This is a genomic window from Pseudomonas karstica (genome assembly GCF_009707515.1).
In the GTDB taxonomy this organism is placed as follows: Bacteria; Pseudomonadota; Gammaproteobacteria; order Pseudomonadales; family Pseudomonadaceae; genus Aquipseudomonas; species Aquipseudomonas karstica.
Window position 1 is genome coordinate 14,609 of sequence record NZ_WLYI01000043.1, and the last position, 24,353, is coordinate 38,961.

The window sequence follows — 24,353 nt, forward strand, 5'->3', positions numbered from 1 at the left end:
TTCCTTCGCCAGGCAAGCATAGCTGAATGTCCGCTAGCCCACGCTTTGCCTGGCATGAATCGATTTATTCGGGGGGCAGCCCTATACGGTCTGCCTCAAGGTTGCCAATACGCCATCTTTTACAAGAACTTGCCAGAGGAATAGTCGTGGACTCTCGATTGAATGCTTTTCTTGAGCGTGCCGATGCGGTGCTTGCTCGTTTGGAACCCTTGTTGCCTGCCCCACGTCAGTCTATCGACTGGAGCCAATGCCTCGCTGCCCGCTGGCAGCGTGAAGGCCGTAGTGGCTTCCTGCTGCCATTGGAAGTCAGTTTGGACATGCGCCTCTGCGATTTGATCGGCGTAGACAAGCAACGTGAGCAACTGGCTCGTAACACCCAACAGTTTCTCGATGGCTTGCCCGCCAACCACGCCTTGCTCTGGGGCGCGCGCGGCACTGGCAAGTCATCCCTGGTGCGCGCCTTGCTGGCCCAACACGCCAAGGCTGGTTTGCGCCTGATCGAGATCGAGCGCGATCACTTGGCCGATCTGCCGCGGGTGGTCGAGCAACTGAACAAGTTGCCACAGCGCTTTGTGCTGTTTTGCGACGACCTGTCCTTCGAGGCGGGTGAAAGCGATTACCGGGTCCTCAAGAGCGTTCTCGATGGCTCGCTGGAACAGGCACCGGAAAACGTCTTGCTGTATGCCACGTCCAACCGCCGTCATCTGGTCCCGGAAAACCAGAGTGACAATGAGAACTGGAAACGAGTGGATGGTGAGCTGCATCCCAATGAGGCGGTGGAAGACAAAATCGCCTTGTCCGACCGTTTCGGCCTGTGGCTGTCGTTTTACCCGTTCAACCAGGAGCACTTTCTCGATGTGGTCGAGCACTGGATCGGGGAGCTGGCGAACAAGGCCGGTTTGCAATGGCAGCGTGATGAGGCGCTGGACATTCTTGCAGTGCGCTGGGCAACCGGGCGTGGCAACCGTAACGGTCGCTGCGCTTATCAGTTTGCCCGCTACTGGGTCGGCCTCAAGCTGTTGGAGCATCAGTCATGATCGATTTGAAACCGGCCACAACCGGTCTTGATAGCTACACCATGCTCTGTGCACAACTTGAGTCGCTGTTGGCCGATGAGCGGGATTTCATTGCCAATGCCGCGCAGTTTTCCGCCTTTATGTTCAATCAGTTGGAGAATTTGAACTGGGCCGGGTTTTACCTCAATCGTAACGAGGAACTGGTGCTCGGGCCATTCCAGGGGCAGATTGCCTGTGTGCGTATTCCGTTTGGCCGGGGAGTGTGTGGCGCTGCGGCAGCCACACGGCAAACCCAGCGGGTGGAGGATGTGCATGAGTTCCCGGGGCATATTGCCTGTGACAGTGCCTCGAACAGCGAGCTGGTGGTCCCGCTGGTCAAGGATGGACGGTTGATCGGGGTTCTGGACCTTGACAGTCCGTTATTGGCGCGGTTTACCCCGCAGGATCAGGCCGGTATCGAGCTACTGGCGGCCATATTCCTGCGCTTGACCGAGTGTTGACAGGCTGATCCCGGCAGGAGCGAGTGACCTCGCTTCTGCTCTTTTCGGTTAATGGTCTTCCAGGTTTTTCAGCTGCATTTGCAACGTCCTTTCCAGTTCAAGCATGGATTTTTCAATGGCCTTGACGCCAGTTTCTATCGTCGTGGGGTCTATCCCATGGGCACTGGCCTGCTCCAGGGCTTCGCATTGTGTAGCCAGCGTATCAGCCTGGACAATGCGGGCAGCGCCCTTGATCTTGTGGGCCTGCGCGATGAGCTCCTGAAGGGAGGCTGGTTTTGTCAGCAACGCCATAAGTTCTTGGCGATCATGGCAACTGCTGTTCAGCAACTCTTCCAATAACCGCCGACTCAATTGCGGGTCGCCTCCCGTCAGGGCATCCAGGCTGCCAGGGTCGAAGAGCTTGCCCGTGAGTGTCGGTGCGATGTGTGCCAGCTGTCGTTCCAGCGTAGTGAGACTGATGGGCTTGAACAGGCAGTCATCCATGCCGGCCTGTGCGCAGCGCTGTTTCTCTTCTGGCTGGGCATTGGCGGTGAAGCCGAGGATGACACAGGGTTTCAGTTGCTCTCGTTGCTCGTACTCTCGAATCGAACGGCTCAACTCGTAGCCATTCATGACGGGCATATTGCAGTCCGCGATCACCAGGTCGAAGTGCTCCTGGCGCCATGCCTGGAAGCCTGCAGCGCCATGGGCGGCGGCAGTGAATTGATGACCGAGGAAGCCCAGTTGCTGGCACATCAGCAGCCGGTTGGCCGGATGGTCATCCACCACCAGCACGTTGAGTACAGGAGCTGGGGCTGGTGTAACAGGCTTGCATTCGCTCACGGTATTCTCAGGTGACAGGCCGGTCATCTTCAAGGCTATATGGACCTGGGTCCCCACCATCGGGACACTGCTCAGGCTCAGTTGGCCGCCCATCATCGCGCACAGGCTGCGGCAAATCACCAACCCCAGGCCAGCACCGCTCCTGGCCAAGTGGCCGGTGTTGTCAGCCTGGGCAAAGGGTTCGAACAGCCGTTGCTGATCTTCTCGACTGATACCGATGCCCGTGTCCTCGACCACCAGCTTCATCTGAACCTGTTGCTCAAGCTTGGTGGCTTCCACGTCCACCTTGACCTTCACTTGGCCGCGCTCGGTAAATTTGATGGCATTGCTCACCAGATTGGAAAGTACTTGCTTGAAACGCAACGGGTCGATCAACACATCGATGTCGTCGAATCTGGGATTGAACTCCAGTACCAGGCTGAGGGTTTTCTGTCGTGCGAGTCCGTCAAAAACGCGTACCACCGATTCGATCACGTCGCGCAAATTGACGCGCTCCGGGGCCAGGCTCAATCGGCCTGACTCGATTCGCGCGATATCGAGGATATCGCCGATCAACTCCAGGAGGTCCTTCGCCGAGTTGTACGCGACCTCGATGGCTGGCCGGTCAAGATGCCCATGATCGGCGCGCTTTAGGGTCAGCTCAAGCATGCCAATAACTGCATTCATAGGCGTGCGGATCTCATGACTCATGGTGGCAAGGAAGGTGCTTTTCGCGCGGTTGGCCTCGTCGGCGCGCTCCTTGGCGGCGCGGAGGTCATCAAATAGCTGGCGTCGGTCGCTGATATCGATCCAGCCACCGATGATGCCCTGGACCTCGCCGGTGGAGTCGCGGTATGGAAGGATCCAGTGGTAGATGGTCAATTTTTTTCCTTGGATGTGCAGGACACGATCCAGGATCAACGGATTGCCTTCAACCACCACCCGCTGATAGTCGGCATGGTATTGCGCAGCCTCTGCTTCCAGGCCAAGGCCCATCTGGAGAATGCTTTTGCCGATCACGTCTTCGCGATTGACGTTGAAAGCCTGCAGGTAGCTGTCGTTGCAGGTCTGCAACAAACCGTTGCGATCGCGCACGTAGATCGGGTGTGGTGTTTCATTGACCAGGGCTCGCATGAACTCGAACTGATCGTTGAGGGCGCGCTCGGCCATTTTTCGATGCTTGATCTGTCGGCGCATATGCGCATTCCAGGCCAGGGAGATCAACAGCAGGAGCCCGGTGCCAATGATGATCTGGCCAATCAGGTAGTGATAATTACGCCAGTAACTGTCGGATGCGGCGGTGTAGCCGCGCCAGCGGCTGTTGATTACCCCCAGTTCATCCGGAGCAATGCTGAGCAATGCCTTGTCGAGAATTGAGCTCAACTCGGTGGCGCTGCGTGACGTGGCCAGTGCAAAGGCAGCAGGCAGGGTGCCGATACTGGAGGTTATCTGCAGTTTGTCTTGGAACGTCATTGAGGAGAGGAAGTAGTTGGCGATCACTAGCGAGTTCACCGCCCCTTCAACGTGACCTTGTGTCAGTAACTCCGATGCCTTGAATGTATCGTTGGTTTCCACCAACTGGATCTTTGGAAAGTCCTGGCGCAGGGTTTCTGCCATTGGATTGCCTTGGGTGATCGCCAGGCGCTTGCCGGCCATTTGCTCAAGGTTCGAGGGTGCGCCTACCTCTTTGCGTGTCAGCAGCACATAGGAGTTTTCCAGGTAGGGGCGACTGAAGCTCAGTTGGGACTCTCGATCGACGCTGGGGATGATTGCGCCAATGATGTCGGCCTTGCGGGAGCGGACTTGATCGATCATGTCACTGACGTCCCGAGTACGCTCAACCTCGAAGCGCAGGCCGGTGCGCAGTCGAATCAGTTCCAGAAGATCGGCAGTGATGCCGCGAAAGTTGTTGTCTGCATCGAAGAAGGTCAGTGGCGCGAAGGTTTCGTTCACGATGACCTTCACAACAGGGTGTTCTTTCAGCCAGCGCTCTTCGCGCTGTGTCAGTTGCAGTTTCTTGTCGGTGAGCAATATATCGCTGCCCGCGCTCCAGCGTTTGGCGATGCTGTCCCGTTCATGGGGGGATACGCTGGCAAGTACTGAATCGACGATGCTCAACAGGATGGGCTGGTCTCTGCGCAATGCGAAGCTGAATCCGTAGGCTTCATGTTTGCCAAAATTGGCCATGCGGATATTTTTCAGGTACCCCTTGTTGATCATGTAGTGGGTTGAAATGGTATCGCCGAGAAAAACGTCGGCCTGATCGAACGCCACTGCATTCAGCGCGTTTTGATAGGACGGATAGGTACGTATGATCGCTTCCGGATACAAGGCCTTCACTTCGTCCGGTGGCAGGTAATGGTAGACAAGGCTTAGCCGCAGGCCGGCCAGACCCTCGTTGAGGCTGCGGCTTTCTCCTTCGCGGGTGACTAATACCGGTTGGTCCACGGCGTAAGGGGTCGACAGAACCAAGTTAGGGTTTGCCGCCTCGAAGCCATTGGCGGAGCCAAGAAGGTCGATGTGTCCGCATTCAAGAGCCTGGATAGCGGCCTCCCGCGTGGGATAGCGCATCACTTTGATCGGCAATGCCAGAGCCTTGGCCAAAAGGCCTGCATAATCGGCGGTGAGCCCTTCATAGTCACGACCGCTGGAAGTGAGGTCAAAGGGTGGGTAGTCGGGGGCCGCAGTACCTAGTACCAACTCGCGCTTGTCTTGCAGCCATTGGCGTTGTGCCTTGTCCAGTTGGTTTTCCAGTTGGATGGAACCTGTGCGGCTCAGCAGTGTGTAATATTCTGGGGCGGCTTGAGCAGCAAGCACGGTCGTGCTGAAGTACAAGCTGGCACTTAATATAATTAGATAGTCCTTTAAACGCCTGGGCATCCGATCTCTCACACTAGCGCGTTGCGTTTTGCCAGCTCGATAAGTTCTACCAAGGACTTGGCTTTCAGTTTTTGCATCAGTCTTTTTTTGTAAGTGCTGACAGTCTTATTGCTGAGAAACATACCTTTGGCGATTTCCTTGTTTGTGCGACCTTGTGCAAAAAGTTGCAAAACCATGAGCTCGCGATCGTTCACCGCCTTGAAAAGCTCTAATTCTTCGTTGTTACCATCTTCTGCGCCGTTGCCATTCAACGCCTGGCTGGGGAAATAGTTATAACCGGAGAGCACAGCTTTGATTGCACTTAGCAACTCGCTCAAGTCGCCTTCTTTACAAACATAACCATCTGCTCCTGATCGCATGCAGCGTGTAGCGAAAAGTGCCGGGCATTGAGCTGTCAGGATCAACGTCTTTATCGGGGTGCTCATCGAGTTGAACCGGCACAAAACTTCAAGGCCATCCAGTTTTGGAATGCTGATGTCAAGAATGATCAGGTCTGGCAGGCACTCCCTGACCATTTGTATGGCGTCGCAACCATTATCGGTTTCTCCAACTACTTTATAACCTTCGTGCTCTAACATCATTCGCAGTGCAAGTCGAATAACAGGGTGGTCGTCGATAATAAAAATTGAGTTCATGATCAAATCCCATATAAGCGCAAATAAAGCGGGCACATTAGCTCACATGGCGATGAAGGAGGATGAGCCGAATGGGGGGCAGGTATAAAACAGGAGTTTTCCTACATAAAAAAAGGTATAGGATTACCCGTTATTGGGGCTTTGTTGCTAGGGGTGTAAGAAAGTTGCGCACACACGTTTGAAATGTGAATGGGTGGTGCCAAACGGTTTTTTTGTGAGGGTTTTTCGTATTGTCCAGGTGTTTAACGTCCTACTTTACTGGGTAATATGTCTGCGCTCAGTGGTTACCAGCCTAAGGCTGGCAGGGCGGACGAATTCTCCTTGGCAAGTTTTGACTGGCTTATCAGCGCCTGTAAATCATCACTATTCAACGGCTTTGCCAAATATCCTATTAGCGGGAACTTACGTTGCAATGCCTGGGTTTTCAGGCTTTCCAATTCATTGGCAGGCAGGCCGCTCAATAAGATGGCCGCTTTTATAAAGCCTCTACGATGGGCTATTTCTATCAGTTCTATCCCAGGCAGGTCGGGTAAGCATTGGTCACACAGCAGAATATCGAACGGTGTTTCGGTTTGTGTCATAAACATAAGGGCCTGTGCGGCGTTTTCGGTGGGGGTTAAACAGTGGTAGCCAGCGTTTTTCAGTAAGCATTGGGTGGCCAATAGTTGAAAGGGATGGTCCTCCACCAGCAGGATGCGTAGTTGTTTGAGCATAGAGGTTCCATGGAGCGGGTATAGGCCCTGAAGTTGCTCCACCCGTGGGGTATCTGGGGCAGCCTGTGAATCAGGAGCTGATTGACCCATGAGTTGTCGAGCGTAGGAACTGGTCTATAGGTTGGATAAGAGCGGGCGTGATTATTCATCGGGTGTTTGCAGAAGTTCGATCAGGCAGCTCTCTTCTCTTCGTAGGGCGATTCTGTTGTAAAGCCCTGGCCAGGAAAAAGCGGGCCAGGGCATTCGACTCAAGCCAGGGGTTAATGAGGGCTGGAATGCCCGGTCATTTCTCGCGCCATGTCGGTGGCGTAGCTGTCGGTCATGCCGGCGATGAAATCGATCATCCGCAGGAACGAAGTGTGCAGTGGCCAGGCCGGGTCAGGAGCGCTGTTGCCCAACAAATCCAGGATGCGTCGGTTCTTGAAGGACGGAGTACGGCCGCCATGCTGTTCCAGGGCTGCGCCGCAAAAGGCGTTCAAGAGAATTTCCAGGGTGGTGTAAGCGCCAATTTCGTGCAGGGTCTTGCGTTTGTCCTGGAAGATCTTCTTGCGAGCCATGTCCTTGGCGCTTAATACGCAACGCTTGGCGGGGCCATGCATATGTTCCACCAGGTCGCCCGGGAGGGTGCCGGCCAGCAGTGCTTGTTGCTGCTCGACGAACGCCTGTGCCGCGGCATTGGTCAGGTGCTCGATGGCCTTGCCCCGTAATATGGCCAGCTTGCGGCGTCGGGAATCCAGCGGGCCCAGTTGCCGATAGGTTTGCGGCAAGTCATCGCCGACCAGATCCAGCAGCAGCGCTTCGACTTCGTCGTACCCCAGCAGCTCCATTTCCAGGCCATCTTCGAGGTCAATCAACGCGTAGCAGATATCGTCGGCCGCCTCCATCAGGTAAACCAGTGGGTGCCGCGCCCAGCGCTGTTCCTCCAGTTGTGGCAGGCCGAGCTTATGAGCGATCTGTTCGAGAATTGGCAGCTCGCTCTGGTAGCAGCCGAACTTGTGTTTTTTGTAGCCCAGGGAGTCGGCGTGACGTGCGGTCCAAGGGTATTTCAAATACGTACCCAAGGTGGCGTAAGTCAGGCGTGTGCCACCGTCAAACTGATGGTATTCCAGTTGCGTCAGGACCCGAAATCCCTGGGCATTGCCTTCGAAGTTGAGAAAGTCGTTGCGTTCGGCGCCGCTCATGTCATCCAGCCAACCACGGCCGGCGGCTTGCTGGAACCAGTGGCGAATGGCGTCTTCCCCGGAGTGGCCGAAGGGTGGGTTGCCAATGTCATGGGCCAGGCAGGCCGATTGCACCACCATGCCCAAGTCGCTCGGGCTACACCAGTCGGGCAGGGCGCCACGCAGGGTCTCACCCACGCGCATGCCCAGGGAGCGACCGACACAGCTGACTTCCAGGGAGTGGGTCAGCCGCGTGTGGATATGATCGTTGCTGGAGACCGGGTGTACCTGCGTCTTGCGGCCCAGGCGCCGAAACGCGCCGGAGAAGATGATGCGGTCATGGTCTTTGTGAAAAGGACTGCGCCCCAGTTCTTCAGGGCTGTGCAGGGGTTTTCCAAGGCGTTCGCGGGTAAGCAGGGTGGGCCAATCCAAAGCGGGTACTCTCCGTGCGGTGAATGACGCGTCCCAGCTTCCCGGTTCAGCCTCTTGAGCGCAAGAGAAACCACAAGCCCGCGGCATCGCTATCGACACGTCGGCAAGCGCTTGCCCGACGCCCACTGCGCTTGCTGGCAATCAGAAAAAGCAATGTCAAAAAAGGCCCGGGCCCTTGAGAGAGGGCCGGGCCTGATTCGTTGGCAAGCAGGCGCCCCTGTGGCTCAACCTTTGCGAGCAGCCCCTTGCATGGCCAGTTTGATCAGCGGTATGAGGCCGGCGCCGAGTCGCACGAGGCGAGTCAGGGTACCGATACTGCCGCCCTTGGCGCCTTTGCCGGTGAGAAAACCCAGCAACGTCACCACGCCTACGCCCCACAGCGGCGCATGCTTGATACCAAAGCCGTCTTGCCAGCTCTGGCCCAGGTTGCGGACCTTTTGCAACGGCTGCAGCAGTTGCTGGGACTCATGGCGAATCTCCTGGCGGTGCATCTCCATGCGCAGGCGGATCAGGGCCTTGCGCATTTCCCGGCGGGAGGTGGTTTGCACAACTTCAGTGTTCATGGCAACAGGCGCTCCCGGTCGTTGGCCAGCTCTTCGAGGGTGGCGTGGAAAGGCGTGGACTCATCGAAAATCGCGGCTTTCAAGCGCAACCCGCAGAACGCTGCGGCCAGTGTGTAGAAGGCACAGAGACTGATGATCCCGATCAGGCGATAGGTGTCCCAGACCAGAATCATCACCAACGCCGATAGGCCCACCAGCAACAGCAGGGCAAATACCAGCGCCAGGCCCGCGAACAGCAGCAGGCTGACGGTACGGGCTTTCTGCTCTTGTAACTCGATGCCGAACAGCTCGACATGGCTGTGGAGCAAACCCAGGACAGCAGCACCCAGGCGCCGCGAAGTAGAACTTGGGCCCGTGGACGAGCCGGATTCGCCGATAGACATGATTAGCGCCTTGTGGCCAGCAGGCCGATCAGAAAGCCCACGCCGGCGGCGATGCCGACAGACTGCCAAGGGTTAGCCTGCACATAATCTTCGGTCGCAGTGACCGCCGCCTTGCCGCGTTCGCGCAGGGAATCTTCGGTCAATTGCAGGGTTTCGCGGGCTTTGAGCAGGCTTTCGTGAATTTTCGAACGCAACTCATCAGCCTGGTCCCCGGCCAGCACGGCCGTGTCGTCCAACAGCTTTTCGGTATCGCTGACCAGGGTTTGAAAATCTTCCATCAGTATTTCTTGAGCAGTCTTTGCCGTTTTGCTGGCCATGGTTATCTCCGTGAGTGGCTGTCTGATGTTTTCGAGTCACCGGCATGGGTGAAGGTTCATTGCAATTGACTGGTACAGCTTTTGCTTTGGCTTGGTGCGCGCACTCTTGGGGTTGCGCTGAATCTGGGCGGTAAGGTCGAAAGCCTTGAAAAACCTTACCTTAAATAACTCAAACCCGCGGAAAAACCCTGCTGGCAATTGCCTTGCTCGCTGAACGCTGCGCTAAAGCGGTTCACGCCTTTACCGAAGGCTTGCACAGCGGGCGCCAATTCAGTGCGCAAATGAAGGTGGTGACCTGCTTTGGTGCTTTTTCCTGAATGCGCAGGCCTGCCAACGCCATGGAAAATTTGCAAAGTGCAGTGGACACGCTGGTCTACAGCTCCAACACCTTATTTATTCTGATCGGTGCAGTGATGGTCTTGGCCATGCATGCCGGCTTCGCTTTTCTCGAAGTTGGGACGGTGCGCCAGAAGAACCAGGTCAACGCCCTGTCGAAAATCCTCAGTGACTTCGCCATCTCGACCCTGGCCTATTTCTTTATAGGCTATTGGATCTCCTATGGGGTCAACTTCATGCAACCCGCGGCGGTCATCAGCGCTGATCATGGTTATGGCCTGGTGAAGTTCTTTTTCCTGTTGACCTTCGCTGCCGCCATCCCGGCGATTATTTCTGGCGGCATTGCCGAGCGTGCACGTTTTATTCCGCAACTGTGCGCGACAGCGTTGATCGTAGCGTTCATCTACCCGTTTTTCGAGGGCATGGTGTGGAACGGCAACTACGGCTTGCAGGCCTGGTTGCTGGTGACCTTCGGCGCCAGTTTTCATGACTTCGCCGGTTCCGTCGTGGTGCACGCCATGGGCGGTTGGCTGGCGTTGGCGGCAGTGCTGTTGTTGGGGCCGCGCCAGGGCCGTTATCGAGACGGGCGCTTGGTAGCGTTTGCGCCATCGAGCATACCGTTTCTCGCATTGGGCTCCTGGATCCTGATTGTCGGTTGGTTCGGCTTTAACGTCATGAGTGCGCAAACCCTGTCCGGGGTGAGCGGGCTGGTGGCGATCAATTCGTTGATGGCGATGGTCGGCGGCACGGTAGCGGCGCTGGTGATCGGGCGCAATGACCCAGGCTTTCTGCACAATGGTCCGCTGGCGGGGCTGGTGGCGATCTGTGCCGGTTCCGACTTGATGCACCCGGTAGGAGCGCTGGTGACCGGTGTGGTGGCAGGCGGTTTGTTCGTCTGGTGTTTTATCGCGGCGCAAGACCGCTGGAAGATCGATGATGTGCTGGGGGTGTGGCCGCTCCATGGCTTGTGCGGTGTCTGGGGCGGGATCGCGTGTGGGATATTCGGCCAGACCGCCCTGGGCGGCTTGGGTGGCGTGAGCTTGATCAGCCAACTGATCGGTACTGCGCTGGGCGTGGTTGTAGCCCTGGCGGGCGGGTTTCTGGTGTATGGGTTGATCAAGCGCGTCCATGGCCTGCGCCTGACTCAGGAAGAGGAGTATTACGGCGCGGATTTGTCGATCCACAAGATTGGGGCGGTCAGTCAGGATTGAGAGGCACGTCCTGCTCGTGCAGGGGCTGGCACTGGCTCGCTCGCCACATTGATTCGGTGGGCCTAGAATGGATGTCTATTTGTTCTCGGGTCCATTTGCCATGCCTCCTGAATGCCAGTTGTTCGGCACCCTGGGTTGCCATCTCTGTGAACTTGCTGAAGCTGAAATCATGCCGTTGGTCGAACATGGGCTGCTGGTGGAACTGGTGGATATCGCCGAATGCGAATCACAGTTCGAAGCCTACGGCCTGCGTATTCCGGTGCTGCGTCGGGTGGATACGGGAGCAGAATTGGACTGGCCTTTCGATACCGAGCAGATCGTGGCCTTTCTGCTCTAGCGCTAATCCAATGGCGGATTGCCGATTATTCGGTTACTGTATGTTTGTACAGCGATTGAATGAGAGGGAACGCCCGTGGTGAATGTTGAACAACTGAAAAGCAGCGTCAATCGTATGTCCGCCGACATTGTGCGCGACGCGGTGAACGAGCTGCGCCTCGATGGCCTGGTCACGGAAGGCAAGACACCGTTCAACAAAGTGCATTTCAATACCTGCTTTGCCGAGATCGAAGCATTGTTCCAGCGCGCCGGTTATCACAAGCAATTGGATGTGGTGGGGTATCAGGGATTGCTCTATGCCTTATATGATCCGGGGCGCTGGGAAGCCGTGGACGTGTTGCGCTGGCTCAAGGAGTTCACTGAGGCCGCCAGTGCGTCGCCGGTGTTGCGCGCGCAATTGGCCAAGGCTTGAGATCTCTCCTAGGCCTGACCCGGCTACATGCGGGATAATCCCCGCCTGTGTTTCCAGGCTTTGAGCATGCCCATGTCCGCTTCCGGTTTTTCCGCTGCCCAGCATCAAGCCAGCACCTTGTACCTGCCTCCTGGTACCTGGGCGACCGTCCTGGATTGTCTGTGCGAGCACTTTCGCGCCATCAGCCGTGAGCAATGGCTGGACCGCATCGCCCGCGGTCGGGTGCTTGACGTAAACGGTGCACCCATCCTCCTCGACCTGGCCTACCGGGAGGGGCTGTGCATCTATTACTTTCGTGAAGTGGCGAACGAAAAGCCGATCCCGGTCCAGGAAACGATCCTGTATGCCGATGAGCATCTGGTGGTGGCAGACAAGCCGCATTTCCTACCAGTGACCCCGGCGGGAGAGTATGTCGAGCAGACGCTGTTGCGTCGCTTGATCCATTGCCTGGACAACCCTGCGCTGGTGCCGCTGCATCGTATCGATCGCCATACGGCGGGGCTGGTTTTGTTTTCGGCCAACCCGCAAAGCCGCTCGGCGTACCAGCAGTTGTTTCCGACCCGCCGGATCGAAAAATTCTACGAAGCCATCGCGCCCGCATTGCCTGGGCTGACGTTCCCGCGGGTGCACAAGAGCCGCCTGGTGGAGGGCGAGCCCTTCTTTCGCATGCAGGAAGGTCCTGGTGTGAGTAACACCGAAACAGCGGTGGAGGTGCGGGAAAAAAATGGCGACTTCTGGCGATACGGGTTGTTTCCGGTCACCGGCAAGAAGCACCAGTTGCGGGTGCATATGACGGCGCTGGGGGCCAGTATCTGCAACGATCCGTTCTACCCCGAGGTCATCAAGGATGTCGAGGACGATTATGCCAACCCACTCAAGTTGCTGGCCCAGGGTGTGCGTTTCATTGACCCGTTGAGCGGGGTGGAGCGTACCTTCAAGAGTGCGATCACGCTTGAATGGTAAACCCTGAAAACAACAAGGCCCGCATGGTGCGGGCCTTGTCTGCAAACAGCAGGGTTTACAGGTCTTTAACGGTACGAACCTGGTCCTTGTTGATGCGGGTGTGCTTGCCGTCCAATTGTTCGAACTCGTAGAACCCCGAATCTTGATCAAATTGAGGGGTGTCGACGGCCTGGATTTCGCGCCCGTCATTCAAGGTGATCACTGTTGGCGAGGCGCAACCGGCGAGGGTAGCGAGGCCCAGTGCAAGCATGAGAGCGGCGATGGTCCGTTGAGTCATGAGTGTGTCTCCGAGAGAATACTTTGTTGAGTGCTGACCTTGTGACGTGCGTAACGCCCGCAAAGTTCCTTGTTCAAGATTCATTCTGACACGCTGGGCTGAGGGTGCAACAGCCCAGGTGTATTGAGATTGGCCAGGCGCGGGTCGTTGGCAGGGCAGACGAGGGCCTTGGCCCCCAGCGCCAGCATGATCTGGCGCGGGCTGCGCTCACCGGCTTGCCATGCTTGTTCGATGTCGTCGCGCAAACAGGTCGGTATGACGCAGAGCAGAGGCTCCCAGAAAACGCCGTGGCGCACCATCAAGGGGTGTTGCAGATTGCGTTGTGCTGTCGCCCGCAGATCCGCCAGCAATCGTTGATCGATGTGTGGCACATCGCATGGCAACACCAGCAGGTGCTTATGGCGAGCGACTGCCAACCCCGCCCGGATGCCCGCCAGGGGGCCAGGGAAATCAGGGCGATCATCGCCAACCAAATGGTCGGCGAAAGGCGCGTACTGTGGCTGGTTGCGGTTGCAGGAAATGATCAGGTCATCGGTCAGGGGCCGTACCAGTCGATGCAGATGGGCAATCAGAGGCTGCCCGTGCCAGTCGAGCAAGCCCTTGTCCTGGCCGCCCATGCGCTGGCCACGACCGCCGGCCAGCAGCAGGATCGAACAGGGCAGGGGGGGCGAATTCAGTGACATGACGGCTCCGGTGCGGCAGTGAAATGGGGGGCTGTGATATAACATCGGGCTGTTTCTACGACAACCGGACCGAGCCATGAAAGCCAAGGCTGATGCGCCTTTTGTACCCCTGAATATTGCTGTATTGACTGTCAGCGACACCCGCACTCTGGACACCGACACCTCGGGACAGGTCTTCGTCGACCGACTGCTCGCCGCCGGCCATCGGCTGGCTGAGCGGGTGCTGCTTAAAGATGACCTGTACAAAATCCGCGCGCAAGTGGCGCACTGGATTGCCGAGGATGTGGTGCAAGTGGTGTTGATCACCGGTGGCACGGGTTTCACCGGGCGCGACAGCACGCCGGAAGCGGTCAGTTGCCTGCTGGACAAACAGGTCGATGGGTTTGGCGAGCTGTTCCGGCAGATTTCCGTAGCCGATATCGGCACGTCCACCGTGCAATCCCGTGCCTTGGCTGGCCTGGCCAATGGCACCCTGGTGTGCTGCCTGCCAGGTTCCACCAACGCCGTGCGCACCGGCTGGGACGGGATTCTCGCCGAGCAATTGGACAACCGCCATCGCCCCTGCAACTTTGTCCCGCATCTGAAGCAGGCTCAACCTTGTGAATCCCGTGGGTAAGCCGGGCAAGACGGGTACGTTGATGCCCGTGGAGCAAGCACTCGAACGTCTGTTGGCAATGGCCGATGCAGCACCGATTCGTGAACGGGAAAGCCTGCCGCTGGCTGAGTGCGATGGCCGGGTTCTGGCGTTGCCTCTGGTCTCGACCCTCGACTTGCCGCCTTGGCCCAACAGTGCCATGGATGGTTACGCCCTGCGCGTGGCGGACTGGACCGGCGAGCCATTGATGGTGAGCCAGCGCATTTTTGCCGGGCAGTCACCGCAACCGTTGGGGGTTGGAACCTGCGCGCGGATCTTTACCGGTGCCCCGGTGCCGGAGGGTGCGGATTGCGTAGAAATGCAGGAAAACACCGAGGTGCTGGCCGATCAGCGGGTGCGCTTTATCGAGGCCTTGCGAGCAGGACAGAATATCCGCCCCCAGGGCCAGGAAACCACGGTCGGCGAACAGGTATTGTCAGCGGGAACACGCTTGGGGCCGATTGAGCTGGGGCTTGCCGCATCCCTTGGGCGCGATCGCCTGGAGTTGGTGCGACGTCCTCGGGTGGCCGTTTTGTCCACCGGCGACGAACTGATCGAACCCGGCCTGCCGCTGGGGCCTGGGCAGATTTACAACAGTAACCGCCAGGTATTATGCCGTTGGCTGGCGCGCCTGGGCTGCGAAGTGGTCGATGCCGGTATTTTGCCGGATGACCTGGAGCAAACCCGTACGCGTCTGGGGGCGTTGTCAGCGGTCGACCTGATTCTTTCCACCGGCGGCGTGTCGGTTGGCGAGGCAGACTTTCTTGGCATCGCATTGCGCGAGGAGGGCGAACTGGCGCTGTGGAAGTTGGCGATCAAGCCTGGCAAACCGCTGACGTTTGGCCATTTTCGTGGCGTGCCGGTGATCGGTTTGCCGGGTAATCCGGCGTCGACGCTGGTGACGTTTGCCTTGCTGGCGCGGCCCTACCTGTTGCGCCGCCTGGGGGTTGAGGATGTGCAGCCGTTACGCTTCGAGGTACCGGTAGGCTTCACCTGGGCTGTAGCGGGTAACCGTCGCGAGTACCTGCGCGGACGTCTTGAGCAGGGGCGCGCGATGATCTACCGCAACCAGAGCTCCGGGGTGTTGCGCAGTGCAGCCTGGGCCGAAGGCCTGGTGGAAGTGCTGGAAGGCACGACATTGGCCGAGGGTGATCGCGTCAACTTCATTCCCTTGAGTGAGGTGTTGAATTAATTGCTCAATCCAACGGCTTTTTTCCCGTCATTGAAGGTCCACATTCCTCAAGACCCTTTGAACGACAGGAGCTTCATCCCATGAGCAAGCCCAAGGCGCTGCTGATTCTGCACGGCAAGCAAGCGCTCAACGAGCAGGTGCGGTCGGCGGTGCAGAGCAAGCGCGAACAAGGTTGGGAATTGGCCGTGCGCGTGACGTGGGAGGGCGGTGATGCCCGGCGTCTGGTCGACGAGGCGCTGGCGGCCGGCTACACCCGGTTGATCGCCGGTGGCGGTGACGGCACGCTGCGCGACGTTGCCGAAGCGATGGCCCAGGCCAAGACCGACGCCAGCCTGGTGTTGATGCCGCTGGGCACCGCCAATGATTTTGCCCGGGCGGCGGGCGTGCCGCTGGAGCCTGAGCTGGCCCTGGATTTGCTGGACGCACCCGCCCGTGCCATCGACCTGGGCGAGGTCGGCGGGCAGATCTTTCTCAATATGGCCACTGGCGGCTTTGGCAGCCAGGTCACCGCCAATACTTCGCAAGAGCTGAAAAAGGTCCTTGGTGGTGCCGCCTATCTGTTTACCGGGCTCTCGCGCTTCAGCGAATTGCATGCCGCCTACGGCGAACTGCAAGGACCGGATTTTCATTGGCGTGGCGAGTTGCTGGCCCTGGGTATCGGTAACGGGCGCCAGGCGGGCGGCGGGCATGTGTTGTGCCCCGAGGCCATGGCCGACGACGGCTTGCTGGAAATCAGTATTTTGCCGGCGCCACAGGAAGTGGTCGGTACCTTGCGGGATTTGATGGCCGATGGCTGGGGCCTGGACAACCTGTTTGTCCGTGCGCGCTTGCCCTGGGTGGAAATCAAGGTTGCCGAAGGGCTGTATATCAACCTCGACGGCGAGCCACTCAAGGGCGATGACCTGCGTTTCTCGGCGCTGCCCCAGGCCTTGAAGGTGCACCTGCCGCCGGACTCTCCGTTATTGGTCAGTCGTCCAGGCTGATGATCTGTTCACGTACGGCAAACAGTACCAGTCCAGCCACGTCGAAAATCTGCAAGCGCTTCATGATTTGCGAGCGGTGGGCCTCCACCGTCTTGATGCTCAAGCCCAGGCCGTTGGCGATTTCCCGGGTGGATTTGCCGCGTACGATCAGGCGCAGGATTTCCAGCTGGCGTGCCGTCAGGCTATGGCTGTGGGGCGCAAGGGACGTCAGGCCCTGATTACGCACCAGGGCCTGGTTGATGACGGTATGGGCGATGGCCGGGCTCAGGTAGCGTTCGTCATTGCGCAGGGCCAGCAGGGCATGTTCCAGCTCGTTGGCGGTCGTGTCTTTAAGCAGGTAGCCATGGGCACCGGACTCCAGGGCGCGCATGATCAGCTCCGGGTCGGTGTGCATCGACAGGATCAACACTTTGCTCTTGGGGTAGGCGCGCTTGAGCTGCTGCAAGGCATCGAGCCCGCCGGTGTGTTTCATCGACAGGTCCAGCAGCACGATGTCGGGTTGCAGGGCCTCGAATTGCGCCAGCAACTGGTTGCCATCATTGGCTTCGCCGATCACTGCGTAGCCGGGAATATCGAGGATCAGCGCGCGTACGCCGGCCCTGATCAATGCATGGTCATCCACCAGTAGTAAGTTGCAGGTCACTCTAGAACCTTATGGGAGCTGGCCCGTTCGAGGGCGCGGGGCGCCCAGGGGAAAAGCGCTTCGATCCGGGTTCCGCAGCCTGGCTGGCTATTGATGGACAAGGTGCCCCCCAGTTGATCGATTCGCTCGGACATGCCGGCCATGCCCCGTTGCCCTTCCAGGCCGGGGTTGATGGCGGGCGAAAACCCCTGGCCGTCATCGCAGATATTCAGCGATAAGCCTTGGGGCAGGCGTTGCAGGCGCACCAGCAGATTGCGCGCCTGGGCGTGACGCAGCATGTTGGTCACCGCTTCCTGGGTAATGCGAAAGGCGGCCACGGCCATCTCTTCCGGAATGCCGGTCAGCCGCTGTTGGCATTCCAGGCTCCAGTTCACGTTGGTGTTTTCCAGGGTTTTGAGCAGATGCGCCCTGAGACTGGCTTCCAGGCCCAGGCTTGCCAGTTGACGGGGGTTGAGAATGGCCGATACGTCTCGCACTTTGGCCAGGGTTTCGCTCAACGTGCTGCACAGCACCGAGCACTGGCCTTGCAACTCGTCTGGCAGGCGGCGCTGGAGCCATTCACTTTGTAGTTTGGCGGCCGTCAACAATTGACCTATATCGTCGTGCAGCTCGCGGCTCAAACGATGGCGCTCGTTTTCCTGGACCTGCAGCAGGCGGTCGGCCAGCTCCTGGGGCTGGAACTTGATGGATTTGCGGGCTTGCCAGTGTTGCAGGGCGGTCGCGATGAGGGTGGCCAGGTTCAGTGCCAGCAGCCAGGCAGGCAGCAGCGCCGAATGTGCATAGACCCACAGGCTGGCCGAGGCTGTGCAAAGGCACAGGGCAAGGGTCAGCCAGCGGCCATAGCGACGGGACATGGGCCTTGCGATGAGTGACTTGAGGCTGGCATACATAGCGGATGGAGCCAATGAATGTTCGCTGCGGGTAGACCGGTCACGGCGACTGACTGGACTCTGTCTGGAAAGCGCGGCCGGGCCATGATCCGGGTCCAACCCAGGGTTTATAAGGCGTTGAGTCTGACGCGGCGTCGAAGTACTTATTACATTTTCAGTCATCATGAAGTCGGGTCACTTCGAGCACCGTATGGTATCACCACAATGTCTGTTGGTCGCCCAGCGTTGCTCTCTGTGAGGGGTATCAATCAAGGAATATCCTGAGCGTTATTTCCATCAACCCAAGAATGGGAAGTTGTATTATTAGAATTATTTTGTATTGCTACTGCCATTGCTAGCCTATTGATCTTGCCAGTAATCCGGCACGCTGAGTTAGTTGCTCTTGTCGTTTTCAGGTAAACATTTGATGAAATACGAACCCCTTATGGAGCAAGTGCGAAGAGGGTCAAGACGCATGCGGCAGACGTTGATCGGCGTTATAGCGGGCATTTTTTTGTGGGATGTGCTGACTGGCCGTCGCAATCAAGGTGATTTGTTCATTTTCGTCCAGGCTCAACTGGCCGGTTTTCATATCGATCAGCTCCAGTTGCCAAGCCAATAACGTCAGGCAGTCGCTCAGTGCGAACAATGCCTCGTCATGCAGTTGCAGGGGGTAGGCAGCGTTATTGATCAAGTTTTGGATGTGCCTTGAGAACTCACTGATGGGCCGCAAGGTCATGGCATCGGCCTTATCGCCGAGCTTGGTCAGGCTGTTTTTCATGCAGTCGATTGCGTCGTTGTCGTTACGAATCAAATGCAGGTGACTCAAGCATTCTTCAGACTTGGCCAGCAGCATTTCAGCCTCGAGGAGAAACTCGGGAAGTGCAAGCTGCCACTCTTTGCCGTCGTTCATCATGCAAGTCTCCACAACATGCGCTCAGGTGATGAGATATCGCACTGGGTGAATAGCTTAAAGCTACCGCTGAAATATGACTGTGATATGTAGTCCGTTTCCGTCTTTTTAGTAGGGCATTTATTTTTATTATGATTGCTGTGGTCCGTGTCCCTCATGTCCAGGGTTATTCGCACCACTTCGGTTGCCAAGGCATCAGTGCCTGGAAGGGCCGCGGGCCGTGGACGTGCAATAGCAAACAAAAGCCGGCTCCATTCATGCAATGAGAATGGCGTCACATTAATGGCTATTAGATATCGCGAATATCAGGTTAGACCTGATTGCGGCTAGGGGAATCCCTTACATGGCGGAACCTTGCGACGGTTTCAAGGTCGCCCCGCGGGGCGGGAATGCAAAATCAGAAGGCCGAGCCAGTAAAGCATGATGTCAGTGTGACATCAATGGGTTCATGTGGCATTTTACTGGGGGATCAAGGTCTGGCGGTTGTCGCCGATAACCTGCTTCAAGTCACCCGCAAATCCAGCAGCACATTCCCAGGAGTCTTTAATGGCCGGCATTCTCGACACGGTAGATCAACGCACGCAATTGGTGGGTGAGAATCGCCTGGAGATCCTCATGTTTCGCCTGGCGGGGCGGCAGTTGTTCGCTATCAACGTGTTCAAGGTGCAGGAAGTGTTGCAGTTGCCCAAGCTGACCCTGATGCCCCAGCGCCACCCCTTTGTTTGCGGTGTGGTCAACCTGCGTGGCCAGACCCTGCCGGTGATCGACCTGTCCCAGGCCATCGGCATGCGGCCGCTGGTGCCGGGGCCCAACAGCACCATTATCGTTACCGAGTACAACCGTTCAGTGCAGGCATTCCTGGTGGGTGGCGTGGACCGTATCGTCAACATGAATTGGGAGGCGATCCTGCCGCCGCCGGCCAGTGCCGGACGCCAGCACTACCTCACGGCGATCAGCAACGTTGATAACCAACTGGTAGAAATCATCGACGTGGAAAAAGTCCTGGCCGAGATCGTGCCTTACAACACCAGGGTTTCCCGGGAAAAACTGAATGACCCCGTGCTGGAGCGTGCCCGTGGCCGTGAAGTGCTGCTGGTGGATGACTCCAATGTGGCCCTGTCGCAGTTGCGTGACACCCTGTCGCAACTGGGGGTGAAGATGCACATCGCCAGCGACGGCCTCAAGGCCCTGAACCTGCTAAAGGGGTGGGCCGACAGCGGCCAGGTGATGACCGACAAGTTGTTGATGATCTTCACCGACGCCGAAATGCCCGAGATGGACGGTTATCGCCTCACCACCGAGATTCGTAACGACCCGCGCCTGCGTGGCTTGTACGTGGTGCTGCACACCTCGCTGTCGGGTAGTTTCAATGACTCGATGGTGAAAAAAGTCGGTTGCGACAACTTCCTTTCCAAGTTTCAGCCGGATAAGTTGGTGGATGTGGTGCGCCAGCGTCTGATGCTGGATGAAGTGCTGGCCTGATTGATGGGCTCCTACACGAGGGCGGCGGGATCTTTTGATTCTCGCCACGTGCTCGTATAGGGTTATGGTTTTTGCCCATCAGGAAAGCAGGCTTATGCTGCGTCTCAGCGCGTTGTATCGGTACCCATTGAAGTCCGGCAAGGGTGAAGCCTTGCAGCAGGTCGGCCTGGATAAGCTCGGGCTGGATGGGGACCGACGCTGGATGCTGGTGGATGAACCCAGCGGGCGCTTCCTGACCCAACGGGCGTTTGCCCGGATGAGCCAATTATCGGCGGTCTGGAATAATGCCGGTGGCCTGACGTTGAGCGCGGTCGGCCACCCGACCCTGGACGTGCCGCTGCCTGGCAGTGAGGCCGAGTTGCGCGGTGTGACTATTTGGCGTGACACCTTGCGGGTTCCGGACGCCGGCGATGAGGCCGCTGCCTGGGTCAGCGAATTCATTGGCAAACCCACTCGCCTGGTGCAAGTCCCTGTGGCGCGTGCGCGCACGACGGCGTCCGGCTACGGCAAAGATGATGACAAGGTGGGCTTCGCCGATGGTTTTCCGCTGTTGCTGATCGGCCAGGCTTCCCTGGACGACTTGTCCCAACGTATAGGCCGGCCGATGGAGATGCTGCGTTTTCGCCCCAACCTGGTGGTCGAAGGCAGTGAAGCGTTCGCCGAGGACGGTTGGAAACGGGTGCGCATCGGCGATGTGGAGTTTCGCGTGGTCAAGTCCTGCTCGCGCTGCATCCTCACCACTATCGATCCACAAACCGCTGAGCGCAGCGTCGACCGTCAGCCACTGGCGACCCTTGAGGCCTATCGCAAGGAGCCCGATGGTGTGATGTTCGGCCAGAACCTGGTCAACGATGGCGTGGGGCAGTTGGAAGTCGGCATGCCGTTGACGATTCTGGAATAGCGCTCGTGCAACGAAAAATGCCCGTCTCACAAGAGACGGGCATTTTTTTACCGCAAACCTTTAGCCGCGGTATTCACACAGATAAGCGGTGTCCACGGCGACCTTCAACTGGAACTTGCTGTTGGCCGGCACGTTGAACTGGCTACCGGCGGCGAAGGTTTCCCAGTCTTCGCTGCCTGGCAGCTTGACGGTCAGCGCGCCGGACACCACGTGCATGATTTCCCGCTGGGCGGTGCCGAATTCGTATTCACCCGGGGCCATGACGCCGATGGTCGCCGGACCTTCTGCGGTGCCGAAAGCGATCGACTTGACGGTACCGTCGAAGTACTCGTTGACTTTGAACATGGGTGAATCCTCGAAAAAGGGTCAAGAAAGGTCGGCCAGTATGCCTTCTACACGGGCAAAATCAACGGCAGCAGTCGTGCTGTATTGCGCGCATCTTGCAGCGCCCGGTGTTGCTGGCCGTTGAACTGTATCCCGGCCAATTGCAGTGCGCCATTGAGCCCCAACGGCTTGTCCAGGCGCCGGACCTTGGCGAAACGCTGCTTGAGGTTTACATGGGGTGTCTGGCCGAGGAGGCTGGTCAAGCCATGGCGTTGCCACTCCAGCTCCAGTTGCTGGCGATCATAGTCGCCCCAACTGGCCCAGCCCTCCAGGTGCGCCCGATGCTGGCCCAGCCAGCGTTCAAACAACGGCCAGACCGCGTTCAACGGCAGGGCGTTGTCGATATTAGCCTGGCTGATATGGGTCAGTTGACGACAGAAAGGCGTCAACAAAGGCCGGCGCAACGGCCGCACGAAACGCTGGAAGTGGTCCAGTTCGCGGCCTTGGCGATTGACCAGGCTCGCGCCGATTTCGATGACTTCCATCTCCCTCACGGGCCAGCCGCCTTCATCCGTTGTGGCTTCAAGATCAATAATCAGCCAATGAGGCATCGCAGGTTCCCGTACTCTTCCCGTCCTGATGGGGATAGAGCGTAGCCAAGCCTGGTAGTTCCGCCTAGCGTTTACTCGATCTCCAGTAAAACCTGGCGATTGTGTACCTGGTCTCCGGCAACCACCTGAACCCGTTTGACCACCCCCCCGATGCCGGCCTTGAGCGGGTGCTCCATTTTCATCGCTTCCAGCACCAGCAACAACTGGCCTTTACTGACTGACTCACCCTCGCTGACCCGTACCTCGACAATGGCGCCATCCATCGGCGCCTTCACCGTACCGCTGCTGGCTTCGGCCTGGCGGATGGCAACGGACTGGGTGCGGTTGGTGATACGCAGGCCGCCGCTGGCGCTGGCCAGCCAGAGTTGCGTGCCCTCCAGGTGATAGGCGGTGCGGCGGCGGATACCATTGAGAATCACGCTGGCCCAACGTCCGTCGATGCTCTGTAAGTGTACTTTGATGGCTTGCTGATCGACGTCAACCTGCAGGCAGTTATCCGCCAGCAGGCTGATGCTGACAGTCTTGATTTCATCTTGCACGGCCAGGCAGCAGTTCCACGGCACATTGGCGTTGTTGCGCCAGCCCGGCAAGCTGTCGCGATGGGCATTGGCGCTGTTCTGATAAAACAGGGCGGCGGCCAGGCCCAGTTCTTCGGGTGTTGCCGTATGGCTGGCGATATTGCTGAAGTGTTCAGCAATGAAACCGGTGCTGAAGTCGCCCGCGACAAACTGCGGATGCTTGAGCAGATGGGTCAGTAACTGCTGATTGCTGCCAACCCCCAGCAGCACGCAATCTTCCACGGCCCGTAATAGCTTGCGCCGCGCCTCTTCGCGGGTGGCTCCGTGGGCGATGATCTTGCCCAGCATCGGATCATAGAAAGGGCTGATCTGTTGACCTTCGTGCAGTCCATGGTCGATGCGCACACCTTCTGCCGGTTCCCAGCGCACTACGTCGCCAGTTTGCGGGAGGAATTCCTGGGACGGATCTTCGGCATACAGGCGAACTTCCATGGCGTGGCCGCTGAGGGTCACGTCTTCCTGGCGCAAGGGTAGGGGTAGGCCTGCGGCAATGTGCAGTTGCCAGTTCACCAGATCCAGGCCGGTGATCAACTCGGTCACCGGGTGCTCCACTTGCAGGCGGGTGTTCATTTCCAGGAAGTAGAACCGGCCGGTGCGGTCCAGCAGAAATTCCACGGTGCCGGCCCCGACGTAGCTCACTGCGCGTCCTGCCTTTAGCGCGGCTTCGCCCATTGCCTGGCGCAACTCGTTGGTCATTACCGGGCAGGGCGCTTCTTCAACCACTTTTTGATGGCGACGCTGGATCGAACAATCACGCTCCCCCAGGTAGATCAGGTTGCCGTGGGTATCGCCGAACAGTTGCACCTCCACATGACGCGGCTCGATCAACGCCTGCTCCAGAATCAGCTCGGCGCTGCCAAAGGCCTTCAAGGCTTCTGAACGGGCGGTGCGCAGTTGTTCGAGCAAGGTGTCGGGGCTGTGGACCAGGCGCATGCCCCGCCCGCCACCACCGGCACTGGCCTTGATCATCAACGGGTAGCCAATGCGTTCGGCTTCACGTTGCAATGTAAGGTCATCCTGTTCGGCACCTTGATAGCCGCCGATGCAGGGCACGCCGGCGTTGAGCATGGCGATTTTCGACAGGCGTTTGCTGCCCATCAGTTCAATGGCTTCGGCGCTGGGGCCGATAAAGACCAGGCCGGCGTCCAGGCAGGCTCGGGCGAACTCGGGGTTTTCCGAGAGGAAGCCGTAGCCGGGGTGGATTGCGTCGGCGCCTGTGCGGTTGGCGGCTTCGAGGATGGCCGGGATATTGAGGTAGGACTGCTGCGCAGGTGCCGGGCCGATGTTGACGGCTTCGTCGGCCATTTGGACGTGCAGGGCATTGGCGTCGGCGTCGCTGTAGATGGCCACGGTGCGGTAGCCCAGTGTTTGGGCGGTGCGCTGGATGCGACAGGCGATTTCGCCGCGGTTGGCGATCAGGATTTTGGTGAATGTGGGCATGTTGTGTCCCTTGGTTTTTGGGTACATATCCGTTGCTGGCATGGTTTCGCCCTTACGGCGGGTCACTTTGAAAAGCCCAAAGTAACCAAAGGCTCTTGCCCCACCACTCGGCACCTCGCTCTGGCTCGGTGTGCCCGGAGTCCGGCCACCGTGGTTTAACGGGGC

Annotated in this window: 26 protein-coding genes; 11 read left to right on the forward strand and 15 right to left on the reverse strand. The window is 58.3% G+C overall.

Going from position 1 to position 24,353, the window contains the following annotated elements:
- Window positions 1-146: 146 nt before the first annotated feature.
- Entirely contained in the window at window positions 147-1,037 is an 891-nt protein-coding gene (locus tag GIR22_RS23380; RefSeq protein ID WP_178122437.1) for a DUF815 domain-containing protein, read from the forward strand.
- Window positions 1,034-1,516, forward strand: coding sequence for a GAF domain-containing protein (locus GIR22_RS23385; protein ID WP_154745639.1), 483 nt, complete (start codon window positions 1,034-1,036; stop codon window positions 1,514-1,516). The genes GIR22_RS23380 and GIR22_RS23385 overlap by 4 nt, the downstream gene beginning before the upstream one ends.
- A gap of 48 nt (window positions 1,517-1,564) precedes the next feature.
- Here the strand turns inward: GIR22_RS23385 and GIR22_RS23390 are convergent, their stop codons facing one another.
- The 7 genes from GIR22_RS23390 to GIR22_RS23420 form a co-directional block, all read right to left on the reverse strand.
- On the reverse strand, window positions 1,565-5,197 hold the full coding sequence (locus GIR22_RS23390; protein WP_154745640.1) for a transporter substrate-binding domain-containing protein: 3,633 nt from the start codon (window positions 5,195-5,197) through the stop codon (window positions 1,565-1,567).
- Between the two features lie 8 nt (window positions 5,198-5,205).
- Window positions 5,206-5,832, reverse strand: coding sequence for a response regulator transcription factor (locus tag GIR22_RS23395; protein WP_154745641.1), 627 nt, complete (start codon window positions 5,830-5,832; stop codon window positions 5,206-5,208).
- A gap of 284 nt (window positions 5,833-6,116) precedes the next feature.
- Window positions 6,117-6,545 (reverse strand): response regulator, encoded by a 429-nt coding sequence (locus GIR22_RS23400; RefSeq protein ID WP_154745642.1) that lies wholly within the window; start codon window positions 6,543-6,545, stop codon window positions 6,117-6,119.
- A gap of 260 nt (window positions 6,546-6,805) precedes the next feature.
- Entirely contained in the window at window positions 6,806-8,137 is a 1,332-nt protein-coding gene (locus GIR22_RS23405) for a deoxyguanosinetriphosphate triphosphohydrolase (protein ID WP_154745643.1), read from the reverse strand.
- A 224-nt stretch (window positions 8,138-8,361) separates the two neighbouring features.
- On the reverse strand, window positions 8,362-8,700 hold the full coding sequence (locus GIR22_RS23410; RefSeq protein ID WP_154745644.1) for a hypothetical protein: 339 nt from the start codon (window positions 8,698-8,700) through the stop codon (window positions 8,362-8,364).
- Window positions 8,697-9,083, reverse strand: coding sequence for a phage holin family protein (locus GIR22_RS23415; protein WP_154745645.1), 387 nt, complete (start codon window positions 9,081-9,083; stop codon window positions 8,697-8,699). Before GIR22_RS23415 ends, GIR22_RS23410 begins: the two co-directional genes overlap by 4 nt.
- A 2-nt stretch (window positions 9,084-9,085) precedes the next feature.
- The gene (locus GIR22_RS23420; protein ID WP_154745646.1) at window positions 9,086-9,400 is read right to left on the reverse strand and encodes an ElaB/YgaM/YqjD family protein; all 315 of its coding nucleotides are present in this window, start codon (window positions 9,398-9,400) and stop codon (window positions 9,086-9,088) included.
- Window positions 9,401-9,738: 338 nt separating this feature from the next.
- On the opposite strand from GIR22_RS23420, the gene GIR22_RS23425 reads away from it, so the two are divergent.
- The 4 genes from GIR22_RS23425 to GIR22_RS23440 all read left to right on the forward strand — a co-directional run bounded on the left by GIR22_RS23425 (window position 9,739) and on the right by GIR22_RS23440 (window position 12,658).
- Window positions 9,739-10,947: an ammonium transporter gene (locus tag GIR22_RS23425; protein WP_154745647.1), complete on the forward strand. Its 1,209-nt coding sequence runs from the start codon at window positions 9,739-9,741 to the stop codon at window positions 10,945-10,947.
- 100 nt (window positions 10,948-11,047) lie between these two features.
- Entirely contained in the window at window positions 11,048-11,284 is a 237-nt protein-coding gene (locus tag GIR22_RS23430) for a glutaredoxin family protein (RefSeq protein ID WP_154745648.1), read from the forward strand.
- 75 nt (window positions 11,285-11,359) lie between these two features.
- Window positions 11,360-11,695, forward strand: a complete 336-nt coding sequence (locus GIR22_RS23435) for a hypothetical protein (protein WP_032870336.1) — start codon at window positions 11,360-11,362, stop codon at window positions 11,693-11,695.
- 72 nt (window positions 11,696-11,767) lie between these two features.
- Entirely contained in the window at window positions 11,768-12,658 is an 891-nt protein-coding gene (locus GIR22_RS23440) for a pseudouridine synthase (RefSeq protein ID WP_154745661.1), read from the forward strand.
- Window positions 12,659-12,713: 55 nt separating this feature from the next.
- On the opposite strand, the gene GIR22_RS23445 is transcribed toward GIR22_RS23440, so the two are convergent.
- Both GIR22_RS23445 and mobA read right to left on the reverse strand, forming a co-directional pair.
- Window positions 12,714-12,935 carry a YgdI/YgdR family lipoprotein gene (locus GIR22_RS23445; RefSeq protein WP_154745649.1) on the reverse strand — a complete coding sequence of 74 codons (222 nt, stop codon included), beginning with the start codon at window positions 12,933-12,935 and terminating at the stop codon, window positions 12,714-12,716.
- A gap of 80 nt (window positions 12,936-13,015) precedes the next feature.
- Window positions 13,016-13,618, reverse strand: coding sequence for a molybdenum cofactor guanylyltransferase MobA (mobA, locus tag GIR22_RS23450; RefSeq protein ID WP_154745650.1), 603 nt, complete (start codon window positions 13,616-13,618; stop codon window positions 13,016-13,018).
- 76 nt (window positions 13,619-13,694) lie between these two features.
- Between mobA and moaB the strand changes: the two genes are divergently transcribed.
- The 3 genes from moaB to yegS all read left to right on the forward strand — a co-directional run bounded on the left by moaB (window position 13,695) and on the right by yegS (window position 16,427).
- A complete protein-coding gene (gene moaB / locus GIR22_RS23455; protein WP_154745651.1) occupies window positions 13,695-14,234 on the forward strand; it encodes a molybdenum cofactor biosynthesis protein B in 540 nt (179 codons plus the stop codon).
- A complete protein-coding gene (locus GIR22_RS23460) occupies window positions 14,218-15,444 on the forward strand; it encodes a molybdopterin-binding protein (protein ID WP_178122438.1) in 1,227 nt (408 codons plus the stop codon). Before moaB ends, GIR22_RS23460 begins: the two co-directional genes overlap by 17 nt.
- An 80-nt stretch (window positions 15,445-15,524) precedes the next feature.
- Window positions 15,525-16,427: a lipid kinase YegS gene (gene yegS / locus GIR22_RS23465; protein WP_154745652.1), complete on the forward strand. Its 903-nt coding sequence runs from the start codon at window positions 15,525-15,527 to the stop codon at window positions 16,425-16,427.
- On the opposite strand, the gene GIR22_RS23470 is transcribed toward yegS, so the two are convergent.
- The 3 genes from GIR22_RS23470 to GIR22_RS23480 all read right to left on the reverse strand — a co-directional run bounded on the left by GIR22_RS23470 (window position 16,411) and on the right by GIR22_RS23480 (window position 18,855).
- Window positions 16,411-17,070, reverse strand: a complete 660-nt coding sequence (locus GIR22_RS23470; protein ID WP_178122439.1) for a response regulator — start codon at window positions 17,068-17,070, stop codon at window positions 16,411-16,413. The two genes, yegS and GIR22_RS23470, sit on opposite strands and share 17 nt — an antisense overlap.
- Window positions 17,067-17,960, reverse strand: coding sequence for a sensor histidine kinase (locus GIR22_RS23475; protein ID WP_154745664.1), 894 nt, complete (start codon window positions 17,958-17,960; stop codon window positions 17,067-17,069). Before GIR22_RS23475 ends, GIR22_RS23470 begins: the two co-directional genes overlap by 4 nt.
- A gap of 445 nt (window positions 17,961-18,405) precedes the next feature.
- Entirely contained in the window at window positions 18,406-18,855 is a 450-nt protein-coding gene (locus GIR22_RS23480) for a hypothetical protein (protein ID WP_178122440.1), read from the reverse strand.
- Between the two features lie 543 nt (window positions 18,856-19,398).
- Here GIR22_RS23480 and GIR22_RS23485 point away from each other — a divergent pair.
- A complete protein-coding gene (locus tag GIR22_RS23485) occupies window positions 19,399-20,334 on the forward strand; it encodes a chemotaxis protein CheV (protein ID WP_154745653.1) in 936 nt (311 codons plus the stop codon).
- 94 nt (window positions 20,335-20,428) lie between these two features.
- The gene (locus GIR22_RS23490) at window positions 20,429-21,235 is read left to right on the forward strand and encodes an MOSC domain-containing protein (RefSeq protein WP_154745654.1); all 807 of its coding nucleotides are present in this window, start codon (window positions 20,429-20,431) and stop codon (window positions 21,233-21,235) included.
- A gap of 60 nt (window positions 21,236-21,295) precedes the next feature.
- On the opposite strand, the gene ppnP is transcribed toward GIR22_RS23490, so the two are convergent.
- The 3 genes from ppnP to GIR22_RS23505 all read right to left on the reverse strand — a co-directional run bounded on the left by ppnP (window position 21,296) and on the right by GIR22_RS23505 (window position 24,188).
- Window positions 21,296-21,580: a pyrimidine/purine nucleoside phosphorylase gene (gene ppnP, locus GIR22_RS23495; RefSeq protein WP_154745655.1), complete on the reverse strand. Its 285-nt coding sequence runs from the start codon at window positions 21,578-21,580 to the stop codon at window positions 21,296-21,298.
- Between the two features lie 47 nt (window positions 21,581-21,627).
- Window positions 21,628-22,170: a 3'-5' exonuclease gene (locus GIR22_RS23500; protein WP_154745656.1), complete on the reverse strand. Its 543-nt coding sequence runs from the start codon at window positions 22,168-22,170 to the stop codon at window positions 21,628-21,630.
- Window positions 22,171-22,241: 71 nt separating this feature from the next.
- Complete coding sequence (locus GIR22_RS23505) at window positions 22,242-24,188, reverse strand: acetyl/propionyl/methylcrotonyl-CoA carboxylase subunit alpha (RefSeq protein WP_154745657.1); 1,947 nt, start codon at window positions 24,186-24,188, stop codon at window positions 22,242-22,244.
- Between the last annotated feature and the right edge of the window lie 165 nt (window positions 24,189-24,353).

What these genes read in the sequence shown, in the direction of transcription:
- GIR22_RS23385 (WP_154745639.1), top strand. Translation starts at nt 1,034, where the DNA reads ATGATCGATTTGAAACCGGCCACAACCGGTCTTGATAGCTACACCATG.
- GIR22_RS23390 (WP_154745640.1), bottom strand. Translation starts at nt 5,197, where the DNA reads ATGCCCAGGCGTTTAAAGGACTATCTAATTATATTAAGTGCCAGCTTG.
- GIR22_RS23395 (WP_154745641.1), bottom strand. Translation starts at nt 5,832, where the DNA reads ATGAACTCAATTTTTATTATCGACGACCACCCTGTTATTCGACTTGCA.
- GIR22_RS23400 (WP_154745642.1), bottom strand. Translation starts at nt 6,545, where the DNA reads ATGCTCAAACAACTACGCATCCTGCTGGTGGAGGACCATCCCTTTCAA.
- GIR22_RS23410 (WP_154745644.1), bottom strand. Translation starts at nt 8,700, where the DNA reads ATGAACACTGAAGTTGTGCAAACCACCTCCCGCCGGGAAATGCGCAAG.
- GIR22_RS23415 (WP_154745645.1), bottom strand. Translation starts at nt 9,083, where the DNA reads ATGTCTATCGGCGAATCCGGCTCGTCCACGGGCCCAAGTTCTACTTCG.
- GIR22_RS23420 (WP_154745646.1), bottom strand. Translation starts at nt 9,400, where the DNA reads ATGGCCAGCAAAACGGCAAAGACTGCTCAAGAAATACTGATGGAAGAT.
- GIR22_RS23425 (WP_154745647.1), top strand. Translation starts at nt 9,739, where the DNA reads ATGGAAAATTTGCAAAGTGCAGTGGACACGCTGGTCTACAGCTCCAAC.
- GIR22_RS23430 (WP_154745648.1), top strand. Translation starts at nt 11,048, where the DNA reads ATGCCTCCTGAATGCCAGTTGTTCGGCACCCTGGGTTGCCATCTCTGT.
- GIR22_RS23440 (WP_154745661.1), top strand. Translation starts at nt 11,768, where the DNA reads ATGTCCGCTTCCGGTTTTTCCGCTGCCCAGCATCAAGCCAGCACCTTG.
- GIR22_RS23445 (WP_154745649.1), bottom strand. Translation starts at nt 12,935, where the DNA reads ATGACTCAACGGACCATCGCCGCTCTCATGCTTGCACTGGGCCTCGCT.
- mobA (WP_154745650.1), bottom strand. Translation starts at nt 13,618, where the DNA reads ATGTCACTGAATTCGCCCCCCCTGCCCTGTTCGATCCTGCTGCTGGCC.
- moaB (WP_154745651.1), top strand. Translation starts at nt 13,695, where the DNA reads ATGAAAGCCAAGGCTGATGCGCCTTTTGTACCCCTGAATATTGCTGTA.
- yegS (WP_154745652.1), top strand. Translation starts at nt 15,525, where the DNA reads ATGAGCAAGCCCAAGGCGCTGCTGATTCTGCACGGCAAGCAAGCGCTC.
- GIR22_RS23475 (WP_154745664.1), bottom strand. Translation starts at nt 17,960, where the DNA reads ATGTATGCCAGCCTCAAGTCACTCATCGCAAGGCCCATGTCCCGTCGC.
- GIR22_RS23480 (WP_178122440.1), bottom strand. Translation starts at nt 18,855, where the DNA reads ATGATGAACGACGGCAAAGAGTGGCAGCTTGCACTTCCCGAGTTTCTC.
- GIR22_RS23485 (WP_154745653.1), top strand. Translation starts at nt 19,399, where the DNA reads ATGGCCGGCATTCTCGACACGGTAGATCAACGCACGCAATTGGTGGGT.
- GIR22_RS23490 (WP_154745654.1), top strand. Translation starts at nt 20,429, where the DNA reads ATGCTGCGTCTCAGCGCGTTGTATCGGTACCCATTGAAGTCCGGCAAG.
- ppnP (WP_154745655.1), bottom strand. Translation starts at nt 21,580, where the DNA reads ATGTTCAAAGTCAACGAGTACTTCGACGGTACCGTCAAGTCGATCGCT.
- GIR22_RS23500 (WP_154745656.1), bottom strand. Translation starts at nt 22,170, where the DNA reads ATGCCTCATTGGCTGATTATTGATCTTGAAGCCACAACGGATGAAGGC.
- GIR22_RS23505 (WP_154745657.1), bottom strand. Translation starts at nt 24,188, where the DNA reads ATGCCCACATTCACCAAAATCCTGATCGCCAACCGCGGCGAAATCGCC.